The 21,418-nt window shown below is 59.5% G+C and carries 21 protein-coding genes; 9 read left to right on the plus strand and 12 right to left on the minus strand.

Going from position 1 to position 21,418, the window contains the following annotated elements; translation table 11 throughout:
- Positions 1-57: 57 nt before the first annotated feature.
- The 6 genes from msrQ to HNO86_RS20630 form a co-directional block, all read right to left on the minus strand.
- Positions 58-681 (minus strand): protein-methionine-sulfoxide reductase heme-binding subunit MsrQ, encoded by a 624-nt coding sequence (gene msrQ / locus HNO86_RS20605; protein ID WP_175378778.1) that lies wholly within the window; start codon positions 679-681, stop codon positions 58-60.
- Complete coding sequence (msrP, locus tag HNO86_RS20610) at positions 681-1,694, minus strand: protein-methionine-sulfoxide reductase catalytic subunit MsrP (RefSeq protein ID WP_175378779.1); 1,014 nt, start codon at positions 1,692-1,694, stop codon at positions 681-683. Before msrP ends, msrQ begins: the two co-directional genes overlap by 1 nt.
- Before the next feature lie 62 nt (positions 1,695-1,756).
- Positions 1,757-2,614 carry a CDP-diacylglycerol--serine O-phosphatidyltransferase gene (gene pssA, locus HNO86_RS20615; RefSeq protein ID WP_175378780.1) on the minus strand — a complete coding sequence of 286 codons (858 nt, stop codon included), beginning with the start codon at positions 2,612-2,614 and terminating at the stop codon, positions 1,757-1,759.
- Between the two features lie 145 nt (positions 2,615-2,759).
- On the minus strand, positions 2,760-3,776 hold the full coding sequence (gene ilvC / locus HNO86_RS20620; protein ID WP_085726188.1) for a ketol-acid reductoisomerase: 1,017 nt from the start codon (positions 3,774-3,776) through the stop codon (positions 2,760-2,762).
- Positions 3,777-3,823: 47 nt separating this feature from the next.
- Positions 3,824-4,315: an acetolactate synthase small subunit gene (gene ilvN / locus HNO86_RS20625; protein ID WP_003205610.1), complete on the minus strand. Its 492-nt coding sequence runs from the start codon at positions 4,313-4,315 to the stop codon at positions 3,824-3,826.
- Between the two features lie 2 nt (positions 4,316-4,317).
- Entirely contained in the window at positions 4,318-6,042 is a 1,725-nt protein-coding gene (locus HNO86_RS20630; RefSeq protein ID WP_175378781.1) for an acetolactate synthase 3 large subunit, read from the minus strand.
- 400 nt (positions 6,043-6,442) lie between these two features.
- Between HNO86_RS20630 and HNO86_RS20635 the strand changes: the two genes are divergently transcribed.
- Positions 6,443-6,865, plus strand: coding sequence for a DUF4124 domain-containing protein (locus tag HNO86_RS20635; RefSeq protein WP_175378782.1), 423 nt, complete (start codon positions 6,443-6,445; stop codon positions 6,863-6,865).
- 38 nt (positions 6,866-6,903) lie between these two features.
- Here the strand turns inward: HNO86_RS20635 and HNO86_RS20640 are convergent, their stop codons facing one another.
- Genes HNO86_RS20640 through mrcB form a run of 3 tightly spaced genes read right to left on the minus strand, consistent with a single transcriptional unit; the run spans position 6,904 to position 10,329 of the window.
- The gene (locus HNO86_RS20640; protein ID WP_175378783.1) at positions 6,904-7,239 is read right to left on the minus strand and encodes a YqcC family protein; all 336 of its coding nucleotides are present in this window, start codon (positions 7,237-7,239) and stop codon (positions 6,904-6,906) included.
- Positions 7,239-7,988 carry a tetratricopeptide repeat protein gene (locus HNO86_RS20645; RefSeq protein ID WP_175378784.1) on the minus strand — a complete coding sequence of 250 codons (750 nt, stop codon included), beginning with the start codon at positions 7,986-7,988 and terminating at the stop codon, positions 7,239-7,241. The genes HNO86_RS20640 and HNO86_RS20645 overlap by 1 nt, the downstream gene beginning before the upstream one ends.
- Before the next feature lie 16 nt (positions 7,989-8,004).
- Positions 8,005-10,329, minus strand: coding sequence for a penicillin-binding protein 1B (gene mrcB / locus HNO86_RS20650; RefSeq protein WP_175378785.1), 2,325 nt, complete (start codon positions 10,327-10,329; stop codon positions 8,005-8,007).
- Positions 10,330-10,445: 116 nt separating this feature from the next.
- Here mrcB and HNO86_RS20655 point away from each other — a divergent pair, with 116 nt between their 5' ends.
- The 3 genes from HNO86_RS20655 to HNO86_RS20665 all read left to right on the plus strand — a co-directional run bounded on the left by HNO86_RS20655 (position 10,446) and on the right by HNO86_RS20665 (position 12,955).
- A complete protein-coding gene (locus HNO86_RS20655; RefSeq protein WP_175378786.1) occupies positions 10,446-12,002 on the plus strand; it encodes an AAA family ATPase in 1,557 nt (518 codons plus the stop codon).
- A 91-nt stretch (positions 12,003-12,093) separates the two neighbouring features.
- Positions 12,094-12,438: a pentapeptide repeat-containing protein gene (locus tag HNO86_RS20660; RefSeq protein WP_175378787.1), complete on the plus strand. Its 345-nt coding sequence runs from the start codon at positions 12,094-12,096 to the stop codon at positions 12,436-12,438.
- Positions 12,439-12,682: 244 nt separating this feature from the next.
- Positions 12,683-12,955, plus strand: coding sequence for a TfoX/Sxy family protein (locus HNO86_RS20665; protein ID WP_007971093.1), 273 nt, complete (start codon positions 12,683-12,685; stop codon positions 12,953-12,955).
- A gap of 283 nt (positions 12,956-13,238) precedes the next feature.
- Here HNO86_RS20665 and HNO86_RS20670 read toward each other — a convergent pair whose 3' ends face one another.
- On the minus strand, positions 13,239-14,111 hold the full coding sequence (locus HNO86_RS20670) for a hemin ABC transporter substrate-binding protein (protein ID WP_175378788.1): 873 nt from the start codon (positions 14,109-14,111) through the stop codon (positions 13,239-13,241).
- A gap of 156 nt (positions 14,112-14,267) precedes the next feature.
- On the opposite strand from HNO86_RS20670, the gene HNO86_RS20675 reads away from it, so the two are divergent.
- Entirely contained in the window at positions 14,268-14,585 is a 318-nt protein-coding gene (locus tag HNO86_RS20675; protein ID WP_175378789.1) for a Rieske 2Fe-2S domain-containing protein, read from the plus strand.
- Here HNO86_RS20675 and sfsA read toward each other — a convergent pair.
- Positions 14,582-15,295 carry a DNA/RNA nuclease SfsA gene (gene sfsA, locus HNO86_RS20680; protein ID WP_175378790.1) on the minus strand — a complete coding sequence of 238 codons (714 nt, stop codon included), beginning with the start codon at positions 15,293-15,295 and terminating at the stop codon, positions 14,582-14,584. The genes HNO86_RS20675 and sfsA overlap by 4 nt on opposite strands.
- A complete protein-coding gene (locus tag HNO86_RS20685) occupies positions 15,295-16,467 on the minus strand; it encodes a pyridoxal phosphate-dependent aminotransferase (protein ID WP_175378791.1) in 1,173 nt (390 codons plus the stop codon). Before HNO86_RS20685 ends, sfsA begins: the two co-directional genes overlap by 1 nt.
- Positions 16,468-16,801: 334 nt before the next feature.
- On the opposite strand from HNO86_RS20685, the gene dksA reads away from it, so the two are divergent.
- From dksA to HNO86_RS20705, 4 genes are all read left to right on the plus strand, one after another.
- The gene (gene dksA / locus HNO86_RS20690) at positions 16,802-17,236 is read left to right on the plus strand and encodes an RNA polymerase-binding protein DksA (RefSeq protein ID WP_110964903.1); all 435 of its coding nucleotides are present in this window, start codon (positions 16,802-16,804) and stop codon (positions 17,234-17,236) included.
- Positions 17,237-17,313: 77 nt separating this feature from the next.
- Positions 17,314-18,210: a tRNA glutamyl-Q(34) synthetase GluQRS gene (gene gluQRS / locus HNO86_RS20695; protein WP_175378792.1), complete on the plus strand. Its 897-nt coding sequence runs from the start codon at positions 17,314-17,316 to the stop codon at positions 18,208-18,210.
- Between the two features lie 77 nt (positions 18,211-18,287).
- Positions 18,288-18,464, plus strand: coding sequence for a hypothetical protein (locus HNO86_RS20700; protein WP_003176118.1), 177 nt, complete (start codon positions 18,288-18,290; stop codon positions 18,462-18,464).
- Complete coding sequence (locus tag HNO86_RS20705) at positions 18,448-21,402, plus strand: sensor histidine kinase (protein ID WP_175378793.1); 2,955 nt, start codon at positions 18,448-18,450, stop codon at positions 21,400-21,402. The genes HNO86_RS20700 and HNO86_RS20705 overlap by 17 nt, the downstream gene beginning before the upstream one ends.
- Positions 21,403-21,418 lie beyond the last annotated feature (16 nt).

Below are 21,418 nucleotides of genomic sequence, written 5' to 3' on the forward strand. Positions count from 1 at the left end.
TTTCGACTGCGCCGGAAGTGGGGCGAATTATAGAGATCTGAAATCTGCCGTCAACCATTAATTACGCTTTTCTGGCAGAAATGCCTTTTTAGGCACTAAACGAGGGATTCGCCGCGCTACAGGTGGTAGCCGCAGCACTAATAATAAGGCGCCAATAGCTGCGTAGATTGACCACTCTTTCAAATCGGCCCGCACAATCCAAAGCATGTGCAACAGCCCAAGCCCCAGAACCACATAGACCAGGCGATGAAGCTTCTTCCAGCGCGCCCCCAAACGTCGCTGGCTGTATCGATTGGAAGTCACTGCGAGCGCCAACAAACACAGAAGCCCCAACACGCCGACAATAATGTAGGGACGCTTGCGCAGCTCAACGCCCAGCTGCGACCAGTCGAATCCAAGGATAAATGCGAGATAAGCACTCAGATGCAGGACCACATAGGCAAAACACCACAACCCCAACTGACGCCGGACAGATATCCACCCTGCCCAGCCGCTCAACTTCTGCAGTGGCGTCATGCTTAATGTAATAAGCAACAAAACAAGCGTTCCCAGCCCCAACCGATCAACCAGTACCTTGCCAGGGTCCGGACCCAATGCATCCCCCCAAGCCTGATACAGCCAAAGCAGTGGCCACACCAATGCAGCCGCGAAAACGCCCACGCGCCAGAGCGGATATCGCATCAGTAGTTCTTCCGCAGATCGAGCCCTGCATATAAAGAAGCAACTTCATCCGCATAGCCGTTGAACATTTGCGTATCACGCACGTTCGGCTTGAACAGGCCACTTGGAAGGCGACGCTCGCGGGCCTGCGTCCAGCGTGGATGATCGACCGTCGGGTTCACATTCGCGTAGAAGCCATACTCGTCCGAAGCAATGCTCTGCCACGTGGTTTTAGGCTGCTCACTGACCAGACTGATACGAACGATGGATTTGATGCTTTTAAAACCGTATTTCCACGGCACAACCAAGCGCAGCGGCGCACCGTTCTGATTCGGCAACTCCCGCCCGTACATACCCACTGCCAGGATCGCCAACGGGTTCATCGCCTCGTCCAGTCGTAATCCTTCTACATACGGCCAGTCGATCAAGGCAAAGCCGGAACGCTGACCCGGCATACTCTTGGGATCCTGCAAGGTTTCGAAGCGAATGTACTTGGCGCCGGAGGCGGGCTCAACCTGCTTGAGCAACGCCGATATAGGGAAACCTATCCACGGGATGACCATCGACCAGGCCTCGACACAGCGCAGGCGATAGATGCGTTCCTCCAGCTGATAAGGCTTCATGAAGTCTTCCAGGGCATACCGCCCCGGCTTACCCACCTCACCGTCGATAACCACCGTCCAGGGTTCGGTCTTCAGCGACCCGGCATTGGCAGCCGGGTCGCCCTTGTCGGCACCGAACTCGTAGAAGTTGTTGTAGTGGGTCGCATCCTTGAAGGGCGTGATCGCTTCGTCGCGAACATTGACCGCACCCCATTTGGTCGAGGGAAGCTTTTCGCTGAACCACGACGGCGCCTTGCCAGGCTCCACATCCGCGTAACGTGCAGAATCTTCGGCAACAGCCCACCGAGGCAGTCCGCCAACGGCCAAACCACCAACGGCTGCGCTCAATAAATGGCGCCTGGAAAGATAGAAAGATTCAGGCGTGACATCCGACTCATGGCAGTCGGACGCTTTGGGGACTTTGATCAGCATGGCTACTCCGCAGCATTAGAACAGACGCACCAACAGACTGCGGAGTATGAGGGAAAACTACATCACTCGACGCTTTTGCGCCGACGAAGATGTAACAGATACTGCACCGGACCCGATGCGGCGTAGGCAAGGAAAACCAGCAGCAGAATGCGCGGCGGATCACTGAACACCACCGCGAACACCAGCACCACGGCAAGGATCGCCACGAATGGCACACGGCCCTTCAGGTCCAGCTCCTTGAAGCTGTTGTACTTGATGTTACTGACCATCAGCATACCCGCGGCCGCGACCAGCAGAGCCACCAGGAACGACATCTTGGATCCTTGAATGCCGTAATCGCTGAACGCCCAGACGATACCTGCGACAACGCCAGCGGCTGCCGGGCTCGCCAGACCAATGAAGTAACGTTTGTCAGCCGTACCGACCTGGGTATTGAAGCGCGCCAGGCGCAACGCCGCGCCAGCCACATAAATGAAGGCGACCATCCAGCCGACCTTGCCCATATCACCCAGGGCCCAGCCAAACGCCAACAACGCTGGCGCCACACCAAAGGCGACCATATCCGAGAGCGAGTCGTACTCGGCACCAAACGCACTCTGGGTATTGGTCATGCGGGCAACGCGGCCGTCGAGACCATCGAGCACCATGGCGACAAAGATGGCGATGGCGGCGAAGGCAAAATACTTGCTCGCACCAATCGAATCACCCGCGCTCAAGGCACTTTGGGCACTCATGGAGCTGATGATGGAGTAGAACCCTGCGAACAGGTTCGCAGTGGTGAAAAGATTCGGCAGAAGATAGATACCACGATGCCGGACTTTACGGCCTTCAGCATCATGCCCTTCCTCGACATGTTCATCGATGGGCAGCAGGCTTTCGGCGTCAGAGACCTTGCCTGGCTCTTCGGGACGTTCGCTCATGAACAATACCTTGCAACGGGGTGGAAAGTTTCGACAAGTGCCTGCGACGCCAGTTCGCCTCGCAAACGATGCAGCTTTATACCAGAACCGACCATCCAAACGAAAAAACGCGGCCTAAGCCGCGTTTTTCGTACAAGCGTCAGACTTAGTTTTTGGCTTTGTCGACGATCTTGTTGGCGCTGATCCACGGCATCATGGAGCGCAGTTGCTCACCGATGATTTCGATACCGTGAGCAGCGTTGTTACGACGCTTGGCGGTCATCGAAGGATAGCCGGTAGCACCTTCGCTGATGAACATCTTGGCGTATTCGCCATCCTGAATACGTTTCAGGGCGTTGCGCATGGCCTGACGGGATTCGGCGTTGATCACTTCCGGACCAGTCACGTACTCGCCGTATTCAGCGTTGTTGGAGATCGAGTAGTTCATGTTGGCGATACCGCCTTCGTACATGAGGTCAACGATCAACTTCAGTTCGTGCAGGCATTCGAAGTAGGCCATTTCCGGCGCGTAGCCAGCTTCAACCAGCGTTTCGAAACCGGCCTTGACCAGCTCGACGGTACCGCCGCACAGAACGGCTTGTTCGCCGAACAGGTCGGTTTCAGTCTCGTCCTTGAAGGTGGTTTCGATGATGCCGGTACGACCGCCGCCCACGCCAGCTGCGTAGGACAGAGCTACGTTCTTGGCGTTGCCGGAAGCGTCCTGGTAGATCGCGATCAGGTCAGGGATACCGCCGCCTTTGACGAACTCGGAACGTACGGTGTGACCTGGAGCCTTCGGCGCGATCATGATCACGTCGAGGTCAGCGCGCGGCACAACCTGGTTGTAGTGGATCGAGAAGCCGTGGGAGAAGGCCAGGGTGGCGCCTTTCTTGATGTTCGGCTGGATTTCGTCGCGGTACAGCGCGCCCTGGAATTCGTCCGGGGTCAGGATCATGACCAGGTCGGCAGCAGCAACAGCGGTAGCCACGTCAGCCACTTTCAGGCCATGGGCTTCGGCTTTGGCAACAGTGGCCGAACCTTTACGCAGACCAACGGTAACGTCGACACCGGAGTCTTTCAGGTTGCACGCTTGAGCGTGGCCCTGGGAACCGTAACCGATGATGGCAACTTTCTTGCCCTGGATGATCGACAGGTCGCAGTCTTTATCGTAGAAAACTTTCATGAATTTCCCCTATATATCCAGGCCGTTCAGGCCATTCGCTAATTTGGTTAGATGCTGAGTACTTTGTCGCCGCGAGCAATGCCGGTTACGCCGCTGCGGACGGTTTCCAGAATCGAGGCGGTGCCGATGGACTGAATGAAGCTGTCGAGCTTGTCGCTGGTACCGGTCAATTGAACGGTATACACGCTGGCGCTGACGTCGACGATCTGTCCACGGTAAATATCGGTGGTTCGTTTGATCTCGGCGCGCTGGGCACCGGTGGCCTTGACCTTGACCAGCATCAGTTCGCGCTCGATATGAGCACTTTCCGACAAGTCGACCAATTTGACCACTTCGATCAGTTTGTTCAGGTTCTTGGTGATCTGCTCGATGATCTCATCGTGACCAACGGTGGTCAGCGTCAGACGCGACAGGGTCGGGTCTTCGGTTGGGGCCACGGTCAGGCTTTCGATGTTGTAGTTGCGCTGCGAGAACAGGCCGACTACGCGAGACAAAGCGCCGGGTTCGTTTTCCAGAAGCAAGGAAATAATGTGACGCATGATTAGGTACGCTCCGTCTTGCTCAGCCACATATCGCGCATGGAGCCGTCTTTGATCTGCATCGGATAGACGTGCTCGTTGGCATCGACCTGGATATCGAGGAATACCAGGCGATCCTTCATGGCGAATGCTTTTTCCATCATCGGCTTCAGATCCTTCAAGTCGGTGATGCGCATACCCACGTGACCATAGGCCTCGGCCAATTTGACGAAGTCAGGCAGCGATTCCATATAGGAATGCGAGTGACGCGCGCCGTAGCTCATGTCCTGCCACTGACGAACCATGCCCAATACACCGTTGTTGAGCAGAATGATCTTCAACGGCAAGTCGTGTTGCAGGCAGGTCGACAGTTCCTGGATGTTCATCTGGATGCTGCCTTCACCGGTCACGCAGGCGACGTCGGCATCCGGGAAGCTCATCTTCACGCCCATGGCCGCCGGCAAGCCGAAGCCCATGGTGCCCAGGCCACCGGAGTTGATCCAGCGGTTCGGCTTGTTGAAGCGGTAGTACTGCGCGGCATACATCTGGTGCTGACCTACGTCGGAGGACACATAGGCATCGCCATGGGTCACTTCGCAGAGAGTCTCGATCACGGTCTGAGGCTTGATGATGCTGCCGTCGCCCTTGTTGTAAGGGAACATGTCGCGATCACCGCGCCACTCTTCGATCTGCTTCCACCAGTTGGCAACCGATTCCTTGCCAGGAACTTCACCGATCTCCTTGAAGGTAGCGACCATTTCGGTCAATACGCTTTCCACCGGACCCACGATCGGCACGTCGGCCTTGATGGTCTTGGAGATGGATGCCGGGTCGATGTCGATGTGAATGATCTTGGCGTTCGGGCAGAACTTCGACGGACCGTTGATAACGCGGTCATCGAAACGTGCACCGGCTGCCAGGATCACATCGGCGTTGTGCATGGCCAGGTTGGCGGTGTAGCTGCCGTGCATGCCGAGCATGCCGAGGAACTGGCGGTCAGTGCCCGGATAGGCGCCAAGACCCATCAGAGTGTTGGTAACCGGTGCATTGAGCAACTGAGCCAGTTCGGTCAACGGTGCGGAACCGTTGCCCATGATCACGCCGCCGCCGGCGTAGATGATCGGACGTTTGGCCGCCAGCAGCATTTCCACGGCTTTGCGGATCTGGCCGGAGTGGCCACGGACCGCCGGGCTGTAGGAACGCAGCTTGGCTTTTTTCGGGAAAATGTATTCGAACTTCTCGGCCGGGTTGGTCATGTCTTTCGGGATATCGACAACGACCGGACCTGGACGACCGGATTGAGCCAGATAGAAGGCTTTCTTCATGACTTCCGGGATTTCCGACGGATGCTTGATCATGAAGCTGTGTTTCACGATCGGCCGGGAGATACCGATCATGTCGGTTTCCTGGAATGCATCGGTGCCGACCATGGTGCTCGGCACCTGGGCGGTCAGAATCACCATCGGAATGGAGTCCATGTACGCAGTGGCGATACCGGTAATGACGTTGGTTGCGCCGGGACCGGAGGTCACCAGTACAACGCCGGCCTTGCCGGTGGCACGCGCATAGCCGTCAGCCATGTGAGTGGCTGCCTGCTCATGACGGACGAGAATATGTTGAACGGATTGTTCTTTGAACAGTGCATCGTAGATATGCAATGCGGCACCACCCGGGTACCCATAGATATACTTGACGCCTTCGTCACGCAAGAAGCGGACGATCATTTCACCGCCAGATAAAAGCTCCACGTTGTCCACCTCTAAAACGCCAGAATACCGCCCACGGGAAATGGGACGGGTCTTAATAGGTTTACTTCTCAGCAGAGCATGAGCGACGGTGGTCGCCGACTACGTCAGCACTGACTGAGCAAGTATTGGGATCGTCCCAAGTGTTGCGGGCCTCTCCCACCCAGCGCGAGGTAACGCGTTGCGGGTGTAGCAGGTCGGCGCGGATGTGCGCCTCATGTTCTACCGAGCGGGTCTGCTTCTGGCAGTCCCTCTACAGCGGACTTTGGATTCTTCTGTTTCGTCCCCTGCAAGTCAAGTCGTGTCTGTGCTTTATTGAAGTAAGCGCATGAGAAAGCAAGAAAAAACCGCGAAACCGCAAGTGTGTTAACTTCAATTGCGCATCCGGATATAAGGAAATGACATGCGAGCGCTCTTCCTGACCGCCAGTCTGCTGATTTGCACCAGCCCTTTGAGCATTGCCGCGCCGATTTACAAGTGGGTCGATGCTCAGGGCGTTACCCATTTCGATGCCCAGCCACCCCAGGGCCAGCCATCAACCGTTGTCTCGACGCCCTCCCAACCTGTCCCGCCTCCCCCTCCGAGCAAGAGCGGCGCAGCGATAGGCGATCAACAGGCCATAGACAAGGATGTGAAAAGGCAAGTGGCCGAGCAGCAGGCGGAGCTGAAGGTGTTTTGCGATCAGGCACGAACGAACCTGGCGCAGTTGCAGAACAACCCGCGGCTCAGAGAGGAAGTGGATGGACAGTTGCGTCGCCTGGACGACGCTCAACGGCAGGAACGCCTGAGTGAAACGCAGAAGCAGATCGCAGATAACTGCCAATAGCACCCGCAGGAGCCGAACGGCTCCCCGAGTGCTCGAGGTCAGCGAGAAGCGGTGATCATCTGATCGAACTCTTTGAGCAGCACTTGCAACTGCCGGTCCTTGCCCTGGACGTTGCGGGAAGCGAAGACCATTTCAGCCATCTCCTGAATCCCCGACGCATTTGGCAGAGGCAGATCCTGCTCGAGGATCGCCTTCATGCGCGGCAGGAAGATCCATTGCAGCCATTGCTCGAAGTCCAACGTGTCGACCGAAAAGGGTTCAACACTGGACAGTGCTTCTGCCGAGGGTGCGATTTCATCCCACCAGCCTTGCAGCCGCAGCTCACGCTCGATCAACAGCAAATGATCGGCAATATCCGGAAAACGCGAATCCATCACGAAGTAACCTTGGCTTTCTGACGAGCCAAAGCCGCGCCCGCAGAATCACCCTGCTTTTCGCGGGCCTGGGCGATCAACTCCCACAGGCTGGCCTGAAGCGCCGGGCGACCGTTGGCGAAGGTCAGGCCGCGACGGGCGAACTGCTCGGCCTGCGGCGCATCGCCTTGGGCCATGCGCACTTGCGCCAGGCGATAAAGCACTTGCGGCTCGCGCGGAGCGACACGCTGGGCACGCTCAAGACTGGAAGATGCACCATTGAGATCGCCGCTGGATTGCTGCTGTTGAGCCGTGGTCAATAGCGCCAGTACCGGACCGTCCAGTTGTTCGTCGGCGGACAGGCCACCGGCGCTGGCCGACGGAATCCCGCTCGGGGTCGACGGCATGCTGTAGCTGCCCTGATTGATCGGCGCCGACTGCACCGGCGATGTATCGATCGGACCCGGCGTAATTGGCCCCGAGCTGACCGGGCCAGGAGTGATCGGCGTAGTACTGATCGGAGTCGACGTCGTTGCGCCACCACCTGGCACCATGACCACAACGCCGGTATCACCCTGTGGAATTTCCTGAACCTGAGCTTGCGCAGGGCGTTTTACCGTCGTCTGGCGATAACCGCCGTTCGCCGAAACCCGCTCGCTGTTGGAAACAGCGGTACCGGAGTCGACAACCGGAATCGAGCCACGTTGAACGGTGGAGCAACCGCTGAGCAAAGCTACGGCGGTAACCGCTGGAATCAACCACTTGTTCACTTGAAACCCTCTTTGCTTAATTCATCCAGCCTTTGACCCAATCCATCACCGTTTCGGCGGGATTAGGATTTTCGCTGCCGCAAGCGGCACCGGGAGGCGGCTCGCTGCCGCGAATATACGGCATCTGCACAGCGCCTGGGCAATTGGCATCCGAGCCCTGGCCGGTGCGCGAATCAACCCAGGCCTGAACGACATTATCCGGCTGCGGCATGTCCAGCGGCAACGGGTCGGCCTTGCGCATGAAGCTGGTCCAGACCTGCAGCGCACCGGTCGCCCCGGTAAACGGCGTCTTGCCGTTGTCATCGCGCCCCAGCCAGACAACCGCCAGCAGATCCTGGCTGAAGCCGGCGAACCAGCTGTCCCGGGAATCGTTACTGGTGCCGGTCTTGCCCGCCAGCGTCAAGGTTTTCGGCAACACGTTGTAAACGGAGCTACCGGTACCCTCGCGCATCACTCGCTGCATGGCGCTCTGGATCAGGTAAATGGAAGCCGGATCAAAACGCTGCTGAATCTGGAACGGATAACGCTTGAGTGGCTCACCTTCGGCCGTCAGCACGCTGCGAATACCGCGCATCGGTGTATTGAAACCGCCGTTGGCCAGGGTCTGGTACATGGTCGCCACTTCGATCGGTGTCATGCCACCGGCACCCAAGAGCATCGACGGGAAGGCCGGGAACTCGCGATTCACCCCCAGACGCCCGAGGGTCTTGAGTACGTTCGGCACACCCACCGCCAGACCAAGACGCGCGGTCGACAGGTTGTAGGAATGCGCCAGCCCCTGATAAAGGAAGACCGTGCCGTGGGAGCGTCGATCGTAGTTCTGCGGCTTCCACACCTGACCGTCCGCCCCCTTGACCGAGAACGACTCGTCCGACAGCCAACTGGTCAATGTGTATTGGCCAGGTTTCTCCAGCGCCGTCAGATAGACCGCCGGCTTGATCAGCGAGCCGATCGGTCGCACCGCATCCAGCGCCCGGTTGAAGCCGGCGAAACTGGCCTGACGACTGCCGATCATGGCCTGGACCTCACCGGTTTCCGGATTGGTCACGACCATCGCCGCTTCGACATCATCGGAACCTTTACGCCCGGCGAGGCGTTTGAAGGTGTCGTTGACCGAGGCTTCGGCCTTCATTTGCAGAATCGGGTCGAAGCTGGTGAAGATCCGCAGACCTTCTTCGGTCAAGTCTTCATCGCGATAGTCTTCACGCAGCTGACGCTTGACCAGATCGAGGAAGCCGGGGAATGAGCTGTCGGCCAGGCTGCCGCGCTTGGTCACGCCCAACGGCATTTTCTTCGCGGCTTCGACTTGCTCAGCCGTCGCGACACCCTGCTCCTGCAACACGTCGAGCACCAGGTTGCGCCGCTCAAGGGCACGCTCCGGGTAACGACGCGGGTTATAGGAAGACGGGCCCTTGACCATGCCCACCAGCAAGGCCACCTGGTGCAGCTTGAGTTCAGCCAATGGCTGGCTGAAGAAGAACTGGCTGGCCAGACCGAAACCGTGCACCGCGCGCTGGCCGTCCTGACCGATGAACACCTCGTTGAGGTAGGCCTCGAGGATTTCGCGCTTGTCGTAATGCATCTCAAGCAGCAAAGCCATCATCGCTTCGGTGAGCTTGCGGGTCAGACTGCGCTCGTTGGTCAGATAGAAGTTCTTTACCAGCTGTTGCGTCAGGGTACTGCCGCCCTGGCGCATCCGCCCGGACGAGCCGTTGACCCAGATCGCACGGGCAATCGACTTCGGCGAGACACCGAAGTGGTGGTAGAAGTCGCGGTCTTCGACAGCCACCAGGGTTTCGAGCAGATAAGGCGGCACCTGATCGATCTTGATCAGGATCCGGTCTTCAAGGTTTTTCGGGTACAAGCCACCGATCAGCAGCGGCTCCAGGCGCACCACGGACAACTTCGAACCGCTGGCACCCGACAACTCGGCCACGTAGTCGCCAGAGAACCGCACCCGCACCGGTTGTGCCTGTTCCATGCCTTCATAGAATTGGAAGCCACGGGTATTCAGATCGACGGTATTGCCGCTGACCGAGGCCGCGCCCGGACCGTTGGCCACGCTTTCACGGCGATAGCCCAAGGCATCGAGTTCGGTCAGAAAGTCGTCCCGGCTGAGCTTTTGTCCGACGAACAGCTCGAGCGGACGCGCGTATACCTTGGCCGGAATCGTCCAGCGCTTGCCGGAAAACTTCTCCTGCACGATGGCATCGAGGTAAACCGCGAATCCGGCCAGCACCACAAGGCCGACCAGACTGAGTTTAAGGGCCCAGCCCAGCCAGGGCCGCAGGCCTTTGGAGGGTGGTTTTTTGGGGGTACGGGGAGTTCGAGTACGTGTCATGGCGGCGGATTATACGCACTTTATTCATACTCAACAGGAGCCCTCCGAGTTTGCGTTGAGCTGGCTAGCCGCCATAATGACGACCTGAATTTTTCCCGACTCTGAAGGATCACCCCGTGAGCCAGTCCCTGATCGCCGCGCTGCAAAACCCGGCCCTCTATCCGCATCCGGTAGACGGCTTCAAGGTCATCGAGACCCATATCTCCTGGGTCCTGCTCACCGGCCCCTATGCCTATAAAGTGAAGAAGCCGGTCAACTTCGGCTTCCTCGACTTCACCACACTCGACGCTCGTGAGCATTTTTGCGGCGAAGAACTGCGCCTGAACCAGCGCCTGACCGATGACTTGTATCTGGAAGTGTTGCCGGTCACCGGCAGCGTCGAAGCCCCGCAACTGGGCGGCGACGGCCCGGCCATCGAGTACGTGTTGAAAATGCGCCAGTTCCCGCAGGGCGGCTTGCTCAGCACGCTCCAGGCCAATGGCGAACTGACGCCGGCGCACATCGATGCAATGGCAGCGCAAATCGCCCGGTTCCACCTCAACGCGCCGAAAGTGCCCGCCGAACACGAAGCCGGCACTCCCGACAGCGTCATGGCACCGGTGCGGCAGAACTTCGATCAGATTCGCCCGTTCCTCAGCGACAAGGCCGACCTGCTGCAACTCGACGCCCTGCAAGCCTGGGCCGAAAGCAGTTTCGACCGCCTCAAGCCCGTTCTCAGCCAGCGCAAGGCTGACGGCTTCATCCGCGAATGCCATGGCGACATTCATTTGGGCAACGCCACAATCATCGACGGCAACGTGGTGATTTTCGACTGCATCGAATTCAACGAGCCTTTCCGCTTCACCGACGTCTATGCCGATGCAGGCTTCCTGGCGATGGACCTGGAAGACCGCGGCCTGAAATGCCTGGCCCGCCGCTTCATCAGCCAGTACCTGGAACTGACCGGCGACTACCATGGTCTGGAGTTGCTCAACTTCTATAAAGCATATCGCGCGCTGGTTCGCGCCAAGGTCAGCCTGTTCAGCATGCCGGCCGATGCCACCCCGGTGCAGCGCTCCACCACCCTGCGCCAATACCGCACCTACGCTAACCTGGCGGAAAGCTACAGCACCATTCCTTCGCGCTTCATGGCGATTACCCACGGCGTTTCCGCGGTCGGCAAAAGCCATGTAGCCATGCGACTGGTAGAAGCACTGGGAGCGATTCGCCTGCGCTCCGACGTTGAACGCAAGCGCCTGTTCGGCGAGCAAACCGCCGCCAACGATGTGCAATCGGGCATCTATAGCGCCGACGCCAGCACCGCGACCTACAATCGCCTGCACGAAATTGCCGCCGTCATCCTGCACGCCGGCTTCCCGGCGGTGATCGACGCCACTTACCTCAAGCACGACCAGCGCGTCAGCGCGGCGAAAATCGCAGAAGCCACAGGCACTCCGTTCCTGATTCTGGACTGCGAAGCACCGCAAGCGGTCATCGAGAGCTGGTTGGCGCAACGCCAGGCTGACAAGAACGATCCATCCGACGCCACGCTGGAGGTCATCCAGGCCCAGCAAGCCAATCGTGAAGCCCTGACGCCAGCGGAAATTCTCTACAGCAAACACGTCAAGACCAACGAGAGCGGAACGCTCGACACAGTCGTGGCGCAAATCCGCCAGCGCCTGCCAGGCTTGTAAAAACTATTTTCAGCCGTGAAGCGTCTGCTCGCTTCACGGCTGCCAAATAGTGGCATTATACTGGCGTCATAAAACCAACAGGTGATATGCCATGAGCCAGCCGAAGCTTCTCGACACTCCGCTTTACGCCTTGCTGCACAAAGACGACATCGCAGGCTTCAACAAAGAACGCCCGGCTGATGGCCCGATTGATATGGTCGGTGGCGACTTCCGTGGCCTGGATTTGCGGGAGTTGAATGCCGACGGCATCGACTTCAGCGATGCGTACTTTCGCTCCGCCGATTTGCGCGGCATCGACTTCAGCAAAGCGAAGCTTGAAGGCGCGAGCCTGGCCCATGCGCAGATCTCGGGCGCGTACTTCCCGGTTGAGCTCAGCGCCGACGAAATCCTGATGTCGATGAACTTCGGAACCCGCCTGCGCTACCGTACACGCTGAGCCCTAGCGTGAATTGACAAGTCTGGCGCCCCTGCCCTTGCGTCAGACTTCGGGACGTTTTGCCCCTGAATCCCGCTCATTCCGATCCTTTCGCCAGTCATTCGCCGACGTTCTTCCCCTCGCAAGGCCCCACCGCTTAGAAGCGTTTGCGTCGAAAACGACCAAAGAATCACGCTTTTCCTACTGATGGCTACACTCCTGAGAGGCTTGCCCACGCACCATTCGGCCATCGCAAGGAGGCTTGATGAATGATGAACTGCAACACCTGAAGAATCTTGGCAAGACGTCGGCGCAGTGGCTGCATGCCGTGGGCATTCACAGCGCCTCGGACTTGCGTCGCCTGGGGGCGGTGGACGCCTACCGGGCCGTGCGCACGCGCGGGTTCCGGGCGTCCAAGGTGTTGTTGTACGCGATTGAAGGCGCGTTGATGGATGTGCACTGGAATGACATTCCGGCGGAACGCAAAGAAGCGCTGAATAAGCAGCTGGAAGCGATCTCGTCACGTCACAAGAATTGACGTCTCTAAAAACGACCCTTCGATAATCAATGAATACAAGGACTTACCAGAATCGTGCGACACCCATCGAGCCAATCGGAAATCAGCTGTTGACTTGGTAATGAGAATCGATATGATTATCACAACTGGTCGCGAGACTGGTCGATATTCTGGAAAGCCCTTGGTTCGGACTCTCAGATTATCTCCTCATCAGGCTAATCACGGTTATTTGACCCGGCTCTGCCGGGTCTTTTTTTGCCCATGAAAAAGCCGTCGCCCCCTTCTACACAGCGACGGCCCCGGTTTATTGGCCAACAGTATCGGGATAGAAACCCTCTGACAGCTTCTTCAGACTCTCCGGCAATCGCGGCCCCAGGCCGCCTACCAGCAAGGTCGGGTCAAGTTCGAGAACACGATCGTTCCTGGCGGCGCGAGTCGAGGCCAGAATCGGATTCTCCTTGAACAGCGCCGCGCGAGCTTCACTGCCGGACAGCGCGCGGTCGGCGAACACCAGCACATCAGGGTCCAGGCTCACCAGCGATTCATTGGAAAACGGCTTGTAACCGCTATGGGTTGCCAGATTGTGCGCACCGGCCTGTTGCAGCAGCCAATCTGCCGCAGTGTCCTTGCCGGCGATCAGTGGTTTACCACCCGCATGCCCTAGCACCAGCAGCACACCCGGAGACGGCTGTTTCAACTGCGCACGCGTCACCCACACCTTCTGCTGCCCCAGCGCCTGTTGATAAGTGGCCAGCGCCTGTTCCGCCTTTTCTTCAGCGCCGAGCAATTTGCCCAATTGCCGAAGGTTGATCTGGAGCGTCGCCATATTCGGCTGCGCCGAGAACATCTTGACCGTTACTCCCGAACTGCGAATCTGCGAAATCACCGGTGGCGGCCCCATCTCTTCGGTGCCGACCAGAATTTGCGGCTGCAAACTCAGCACCCCTTCCGCCGACAACTGGCGCTGATAACCGATACTGGGCAGGGCCTTGAGCGAAGCAGGATGCTGACTGGTGGTATCGACCCCCACCAGTTTCGCTTCGCCGCCCAACACACAGACCCACTCCGAAAGCGCCCCACCGGCACTGACCCAGCGTTGCGGCAGTTCATCTGCAGCGGCGTGATGACTGGCGAAAAGTCCGACACAAAGCGCAGCGACGCGGATACTCAGGCGCATAGACAGCTTCCTTCAAGGGTTAACCGGGCATCAAAGCGGCAGGCCAAGTATCCTGTGCACCTGGCTACTGCATCTGTTGGGCAAGTCCGCCATTTGATAATCGCTTGCATTTGCGAGTCAAGCTCGGATGCCTGACAGCACACCCTGAGGATAGGCATGAAATTTCTGTGTAAGGGCATTGAACTGGCCGATGCCAGCAGCCGCGGATTCGAGATTGAAGGGCAAAAGCTTTTCGCCGTGCGCCGGGCCGGTCAGGTTTACGTCTATATCAACCGTTGTCCGCATCGGGGTGTCGGGCTCGAATGGACACCCGACCAATTCCTCGACCCCAGTAACAGCCTGATCCAGTGCGCGACCCATGGCGCCCTGTTTCTGATCGAGGACGGCGAATGTGTCGCCGGCCCTTGCGCGGGGCAATCGCTGATCCAGGTTGAATGCCGCGAGGATGCTCACGGCATCTGGATCAACCCTTAAACGCCCAGTATCACTTCCAGGCGCCGATCCACCACCATCTCCTCGTGGCTCAGGCGCACACCGTAGGCCAACACTTCCACGCCGCAGGCTACGGCCTCACGCAAGGCTTGAGAGTACGCCGCATCGATTTCGTCCGCCGGACGCACCGCATCGATTCCCGTCAAATTCACGCAATACAACTGCACCGCGCGAATGCCGTCCCGGGCCAGATGGGCCAGTTCACGCAGGTGCTTGGCGCCGCGCTGGGTCACCGCATCAGGAAATGCCGCCACCGCATCACCTTCAAAACCGAGGGTGACGCTTTTGACTTCCACGTAAGCCGGCCCGTCGGGGTATTCGAGACGAAAATCGATGCGGCTCTTTTCCTGCCCATACGCCACTTCGCGCTTGAGTTCGGTAAAGCCGTTCAACTCGGCAATCAGCCCGGCACGCAACGCTTCTTCAATCAGCGTGTTCGCGCGACCGGTATTGACGCAAAAATGCCGGCCGTGCGGGGTTTCACCGATTTCCCAGGTCCCGGGCAACTTGCGTTTGGGATCATTGGAGCGGCTGAACCAGACCTGCCCGCCCTCGACCTGGCAATTGAGCATCGAGCCCGTGTTGGGGCAGTGAATGGTCAGCAACTCGCCGCTAACGGTTTCGATATCGGCGAGAAATCGCTTGTATCGGCGAATCAGGCGACCTTCTTCCAACGGAGGATGAAAGCGCATCAGCCTTGCCAGCTCTGCAGGCCACGGGCGATACGCCCTACCGCTTCCTGCAAGCGCTCCAGGCTTTGCGTGTAGGCAAACCTGACGTGATGCCCCGCCTGATAGCGCCCGAAGTCCAGCCCTGGGGTGAATGCCACGTGCTCGGTTTCGAGGAAGTGTCGGCAGAACGAGAAGGCATCGCCGCCGAACTTGCTGATATCGGCGTACAAATAGAACGCGCCCTCTGGCTCCACGGCGATGCCGAAGCCCAATTCACGCAGGGCCGGCAACAGGAAGTCCCGGCGGCGACCGAATTCGGCGCGGCGCTCTTCGAGAATGCTGATGGTGGACGGTTCGAAACAGGCCAGCGCGGCGTGTTGAGCCACGCTCGGTGCACTGATGTAGAGGTTCTGGGCGAGTTTCTCCAGTTCACTGACCGCCGCGTCGGGCGCCACCAGCCAACCGAGCCGCCAACCGGTCATGCCGAAATATTTGGAAAAACTGTTCAGCACGAAAGCACTGTCGTCGACTTCCAGCACGCTGGCCGCATCGGTGCCGTAGGTCAGGCCGTGGTAGATCTCGTCCACCACCAGATGACCGTGGCGCTGCTTGATGGCGGTGGAGAGGCCTGCCAGCTCATCGCGAGTGAGGATGGTCCCGGTCGGGTTGGCCGGCGAGGCCACCAGCGCACCGACGCTGTCATGATCCCAGTGGCGCTGGATCAGGTCCGGGGTCAGTTGATAACGCACTTCCGGCCCTACCGGCACCAACTGTGCGGCACCTTCCACCAGTCTCAGGAAATGCCGGTTGCAGGGATAGCCCGGGTCCGCCAGCAGCCAATGCTTGCCCGGATCCACCAGCAAGGCGCTGGCCAGCAGCAGCGCGCCGGAACCACCCGGGGTGATCAGGATGCGCCGCGGATCGATGTCCAGGCCGTAGCTCTGCTGATAAAAGCCCGAAATCGCCTCGCGCAGCTCGGGAATGCCCCGGGCGGCGGTGTAACGGGTCTTGCCCGATTCCAGCGCGGCCTGGCCTGCACGGATGATCGGCTCGGCGGTGGTGAAGTCCGGCTCGCCGATTTCCAGGTGAATCACATCCTGGCCGGCGGCCTGCAACTCATTGGCCCGCGCCAGCAGCGCCATGACATGAAACGGTTCGATCGCGCGACTGCGAGCACTGTAGGACTGAGCCATTGGCCTTCCTTCAACGAAAGAAAAGAATCGATTCTACCCAAGCGCAGGAACGAGCGAGAACCTAAAGCGGTCAGAGCCGTATAACCCAGGCCCGAAACGACTCAAGCGAGCGCTCAAGGTTTGACTAAAATCAATAATTGATCAGGGCTCCAGAGCCGCCAGACAGCGCTTTGCCACCATCGGCAAGCGCCACAGGCCACGGCCTCGACATCCGGGAGTAGCGCGGCCCGATTTGATCTGGTAAGTTCGCCCGCTTGCAGCCGCAGGGCCGGCGGGTGTCGGTGATGGAGCAATCCTGCGCAGATGGATTACAAGAGTAGAGGCGGTCTATTTCATGTCCACCCAAGCAAAGCAACAGCCAATCAGTGGCTTCGAACCCTACGTTGAATCTCCTGGCGAGGAGTACATGGGCAAGCCCATGCGCGCTCACTTCACCAAGGTCCTGAACAAGTGGAAGCAGGACTTGATGCAGGAAGTCGACCGTACGGTTGATCACATGAAGGACGAAGCGGCCAACTTCCCGGACCCGGCAGACCGTGCCAGCCAGGAAGAAGAGTTCGCCCTCGAACTGCGAGCCCGCGATCGCGAGCGCAAGCTGATCAAGAAGATCGACAAGACCCTGCAACTGATCGAAGACGAAGAATACGGCTGGTGCGAATCCTGCGGCGTCGAGATTGGCGTCAAGCGTCTGGAAGCCCGCCCTACCGCCGACATGTGCGTTGACTGCAAGACCCTGGCGGAAATCAAGGAAAAACAAGTCGGCAAGTAATGACGACTTGAATGAAGAACGGAGCGTGCGAACGCTCCGTTTTTGTTTCTGATGTTTTTTTGGCTTTAAATGCATTCATGACTGCCACCCCCCAATCCTCCTACATCGGGCGCTTCGCCCCAACGCCCAGCGGTCACCTGCATTTTGGTTCGCTGGTCGCCGCGCTGGCTTCCTATCTTGACGCACGTTCGGTCGGCGGCCGCTGGCTGGTGCGCATGGAAGACCTCGATCCACCCCGCGAAGAACCCGGTGCCCAGACCGCGATTCTCAAGGCGCTGGAGAATTATGGTTTCGAGTGGGATGGCGAAATGGTCCGTCAGAGTGACCGTCATGAGGCCTACGCCGAAGTCCTCAATCGCCTGTTCAGTCACGGTCTGGCCTACGCTTGCACCTGCTCGCGCAAACAACTGGAGCCATACCACGGGATCTACCCGGGGCTGTGCCGCAATGCCGGGCATGGTGCCGAAGACGCGGCGATCCGCATCCGCGTACCCGAACTGGACTACCACTTCATCGACCGGGTGCAAGGCGAATTCCATCAGCACCTGGGGCGGGATGTCGGCGATTTCGTGATCCGTCGCCGCGACGGGCTCTACGCCTATCAATTGGCGGTGGTGCTCGACGATGCCTGGCAAGGCATCACCGACATCGTGCGCGGCGCCGACCTGCTCGACTCCACACCACGCCAGCTGTATCTGCAGGAGTTGCTCGGCCTGCGCCAACCTCGTTACCTGCACATTCCGCTGATCACCCAGCCCGATGGCAACAAGCTCGGCAAGTCCTACCGCTCGCCGCCATTGACCGAAGATCAGGCCACACCCTTGCTGCTGCGAGCCTTGCGTGCCCTGGGGCAAACGCCCGGCGCCGAACTGGCCTGCGCCACGCCAAAAGAAGTGCTGGCCTGGGGCATCGCCCACTGGGATGCAAGCAGGATCCCGCGCACATTGAGCCTGCCCGAGACGCAACTACAGTGAACAGACTTGCAGTGGCGCCCCCATCCGTTACCATCGCCGCACGTTTTCGGGCACAGGCATAAAAAAGAGAGGCCGGGATGTACATCTATCGCTTGGTCCTGCTCCTGGTAGTGGGGATTTATCTGTTCTCCCCGGCCATCATGGATTGGTGGATCGACGCCACTGGCGCCTGGTATCGCCCTTATCTGCTCTGGCTGATCCTGATCGTCGTGACCTTCATCCTGCAGAGCCAAAAAGATGCCGATGAGCTTTAGCCTGACCCAGATGATCCTGATCAGCGCCGCCTACCTGGCGGTGCTGTTCGGCGTGGCCTGGATCAGTGAACGGGGCATGATCCCCCGGGCGATCATTCGCCACCCGCTCACCTACACCCTGTCGCTGGGCGTCTACGCCAGCGCCTGGGCGTTTTATGGCACGGTGGGCCTGGCCTATCAGTACGGCTATGGGTTCCTGTCCAGCTACCTGGGTGTCTCCGGGGCATTCCTGCTGGCGCCGGTGTTGCTCTATCCGATCCTGAAGATCACCCGCACCTATCAGCTGTCGTCCCTGGCGGACCTGTTCGCGTTCCGCTTCCGCAGCACCTGGGCCGGCGCGCTGACCACGATCTTCATGCTGATCGGCGTCCTGCCGTTGCTGGCCTTGCAGATTCAGGCGGTGGCCGACTCGATCGGCATCCTCACCCGCGAGCCCGTTCAGCATCGCGTCGCCCTGAGCTTCTGCGCCCTGATCACCCTGTTCACGATTTTCTTCGGCTCCCGACATATCGCCACCCGTGAAAAGCATGAAGGGCTGGTGTTCGCGATCGCCTTCGAATCGGTGATCAAGCTGGTCGCCCTCGGCGGCGTCGGCCTGTATGCGCTCTATGGCGTCTTCGACGGCCCGCAACAGCTGGAACTGTGGCTGCTGCAGAACCAGACCGCCCTCGCCGCCCTGCACACGCCGCTGCAGGAAGGTCCGTGGCGCACACTGCTGCTGGTGTTTTTCGCCTCGGCGATCGTGATGCCGCACATGTATCACATGACCTTTACCGAGAACCTCAATCCGCGCGCGCTGGTCAGCGCCAGCTGGGGTCTGCCGCTGTTCCTGCTGTTGATGAGCCTGGCAGTGCCGCTGATTCTCTGGGCCGGGCTGAAACTGGGCGCCACCACCAATCCGGAATATTTCACCCTCGGCATCGGCATCGCCGCCAACAGCCAGGCGCTGGCTTTGCTGGCCTATGTCGGCGGATTGTCCGCCGCCAGCGGCCTGATCATCGTCACCACCCTCGCCTTGTCGGGCATGGCCCTGAACCACCTGGTCCTGCCGCTGTACCAGCCACCGGCTGAAGGCAACATCTACCGCTGGCTGAAGTGGACGCGTCGGGCGCTGATCGTCGCGATCATCATGGCCGGTTACGGTTTCTACCTGCTGCTGGGCGCGGAGCAGGACCTGGCCAACCTCGGCATCGTCGCGTTCGTGGCCACACTGCAATTCCTGCCGGGCGTGCTCTCGGTCCTGTACTGGCCGACCGCCAACCGCCGCGGCTTCATCGCGGGTCTCCTGGCGGGGATCCTGGTCTGGCTGGTGACCATGCTGCTGCCGCTGGTAGGCAATCTGCAGGGTTTCTACATTCCGCTGCTGAACATGATTTACGTGCTGGACGACACCAGCTGGCACATGGCGGCTATCGCCTCACTGGCCGCCAACGTGCTGATGTTCACCCTGATCTCGCTGTTCACCAACGCCAGCACCGAAGAGGCCAGCGCCGCCGAAGCCTGTGCCGTAGACAACGTGCGCCGCCCGCAACGCCGCGAACTGCACGCCGCCTCCCCTCAGGAGTTCGCCACTCAACTGGCAAAACCCCTGGGCGCGAAGGCTGCGCAGAAGGAAGTCGAACAGGCCCTGCGCGACCTTTACCTGCCATTCGATGAGCGTCGGCCGTATGCCCTGCGCCGTTTGCGTGACCGTATCGAGGCCAACCTCTCAGGCCTGATGGGCCCGAGCGTGGCCCAGGACATGGTCGAAACCTTCCTGCCCTACAAGGCCGGCGGCGAAAACTATGTCACCGAGGACATCCACTTCATCGAAAGTCGCCTCGAGGATTACCACTCGCGCCTGACCGGCCTGGCCGCCGAACTCGACGCCCTGCGCCGTTACCACCGCCAGACTCTGCAGGAACTGCCGATGGGCGTCTGCTCGCTGGCCAAGGATCAGGAAATCCTCATGTGGAACAAGGCCATGGAGGAACTGACCGGAATCGCCGCGCAGCGCGTGGTCGGTTCGCGGCTGAGCACCATCGCCGATCCATGGAGAGCGCTGCTGCAAGGTTTCATCAACGTCCCGGACGAGCACTTGCACAAGCAGCACCTGGCCCTCGACGGCCAGACCCGCTGGCTGAACCTGCACAAGGCAGCGATCGACGAACCGCTCGCCCCCGGCAACAGCGGCCTGGTATTGCTGGTGGAAGACCTGACCGAAACCCAGATGCTCGAAGACAAACTGGTGCATTCCGAGCGTCTGGCCAGCATCGGCCGCCTCGCCGCCGGCGTGGCCCATGAAATCGGCAACCCGATCACCGGTATCGCCTGCCTGGCGCAGAACCTGCGCGAAGAGCGTGAAGAGGATGGCGAACTGACGGAAATCAGTGGGCAGATCCTCGAACAGACCAAACGCGTCTCGCGCATCGTGCAATCGCTGATGAGCTTCGCCCATGCCGGCAGTCACCAGCACAGCGATGAAGCCGTTTGTCTGGCGGAAGTGGCCCAGGACGCCATCGGCCTGCTGGCCCTGAACCGACGCAATTTCGAAGTGCAGTTCTATAACCTGTGCGACCCCGAACACTGGGTCGAAGGTGACCCGCAACGGCTCGCCCAGGTACTGATCAATCTGCTCTCAAACGCCCGTGACGCCTCGCCTGCGGGCAGTGCCGTGCGGGTCAAGAGCGAAGCCGGCGAACACACGGTCGACCTGATCGTGGAGGACGAAGGCAGCGGGATTCCAGCGAGCATCATGGACCGATTGTTCGAACCCTTCTTTACCACCAAGGACCCTGGCGAAGGCACCGGTCTGGGCCTTGCACTGGTCTATTCCATCGTTGAAGAGCATTATGGACAAATCACCATCGACAGCCCGGCTGATGTTCAGAGCCAGCGCGGCACCCGAATCCGGGTGACATTACCGCGTCATGTCGAAGCGACGTCCGCTGTGAACTGAGACCGTCGAGAGTATC

Source organism: Pseudomonas sp. C1C7 (genome assembly GCF_013359595.1).
Classification (GTDB): domain Bacteria; phylum Pseudomonadota; class Gammaproteobacteria; order Pseudomonadales; family Pseudomonadaceae; genus Aquipseudomonas.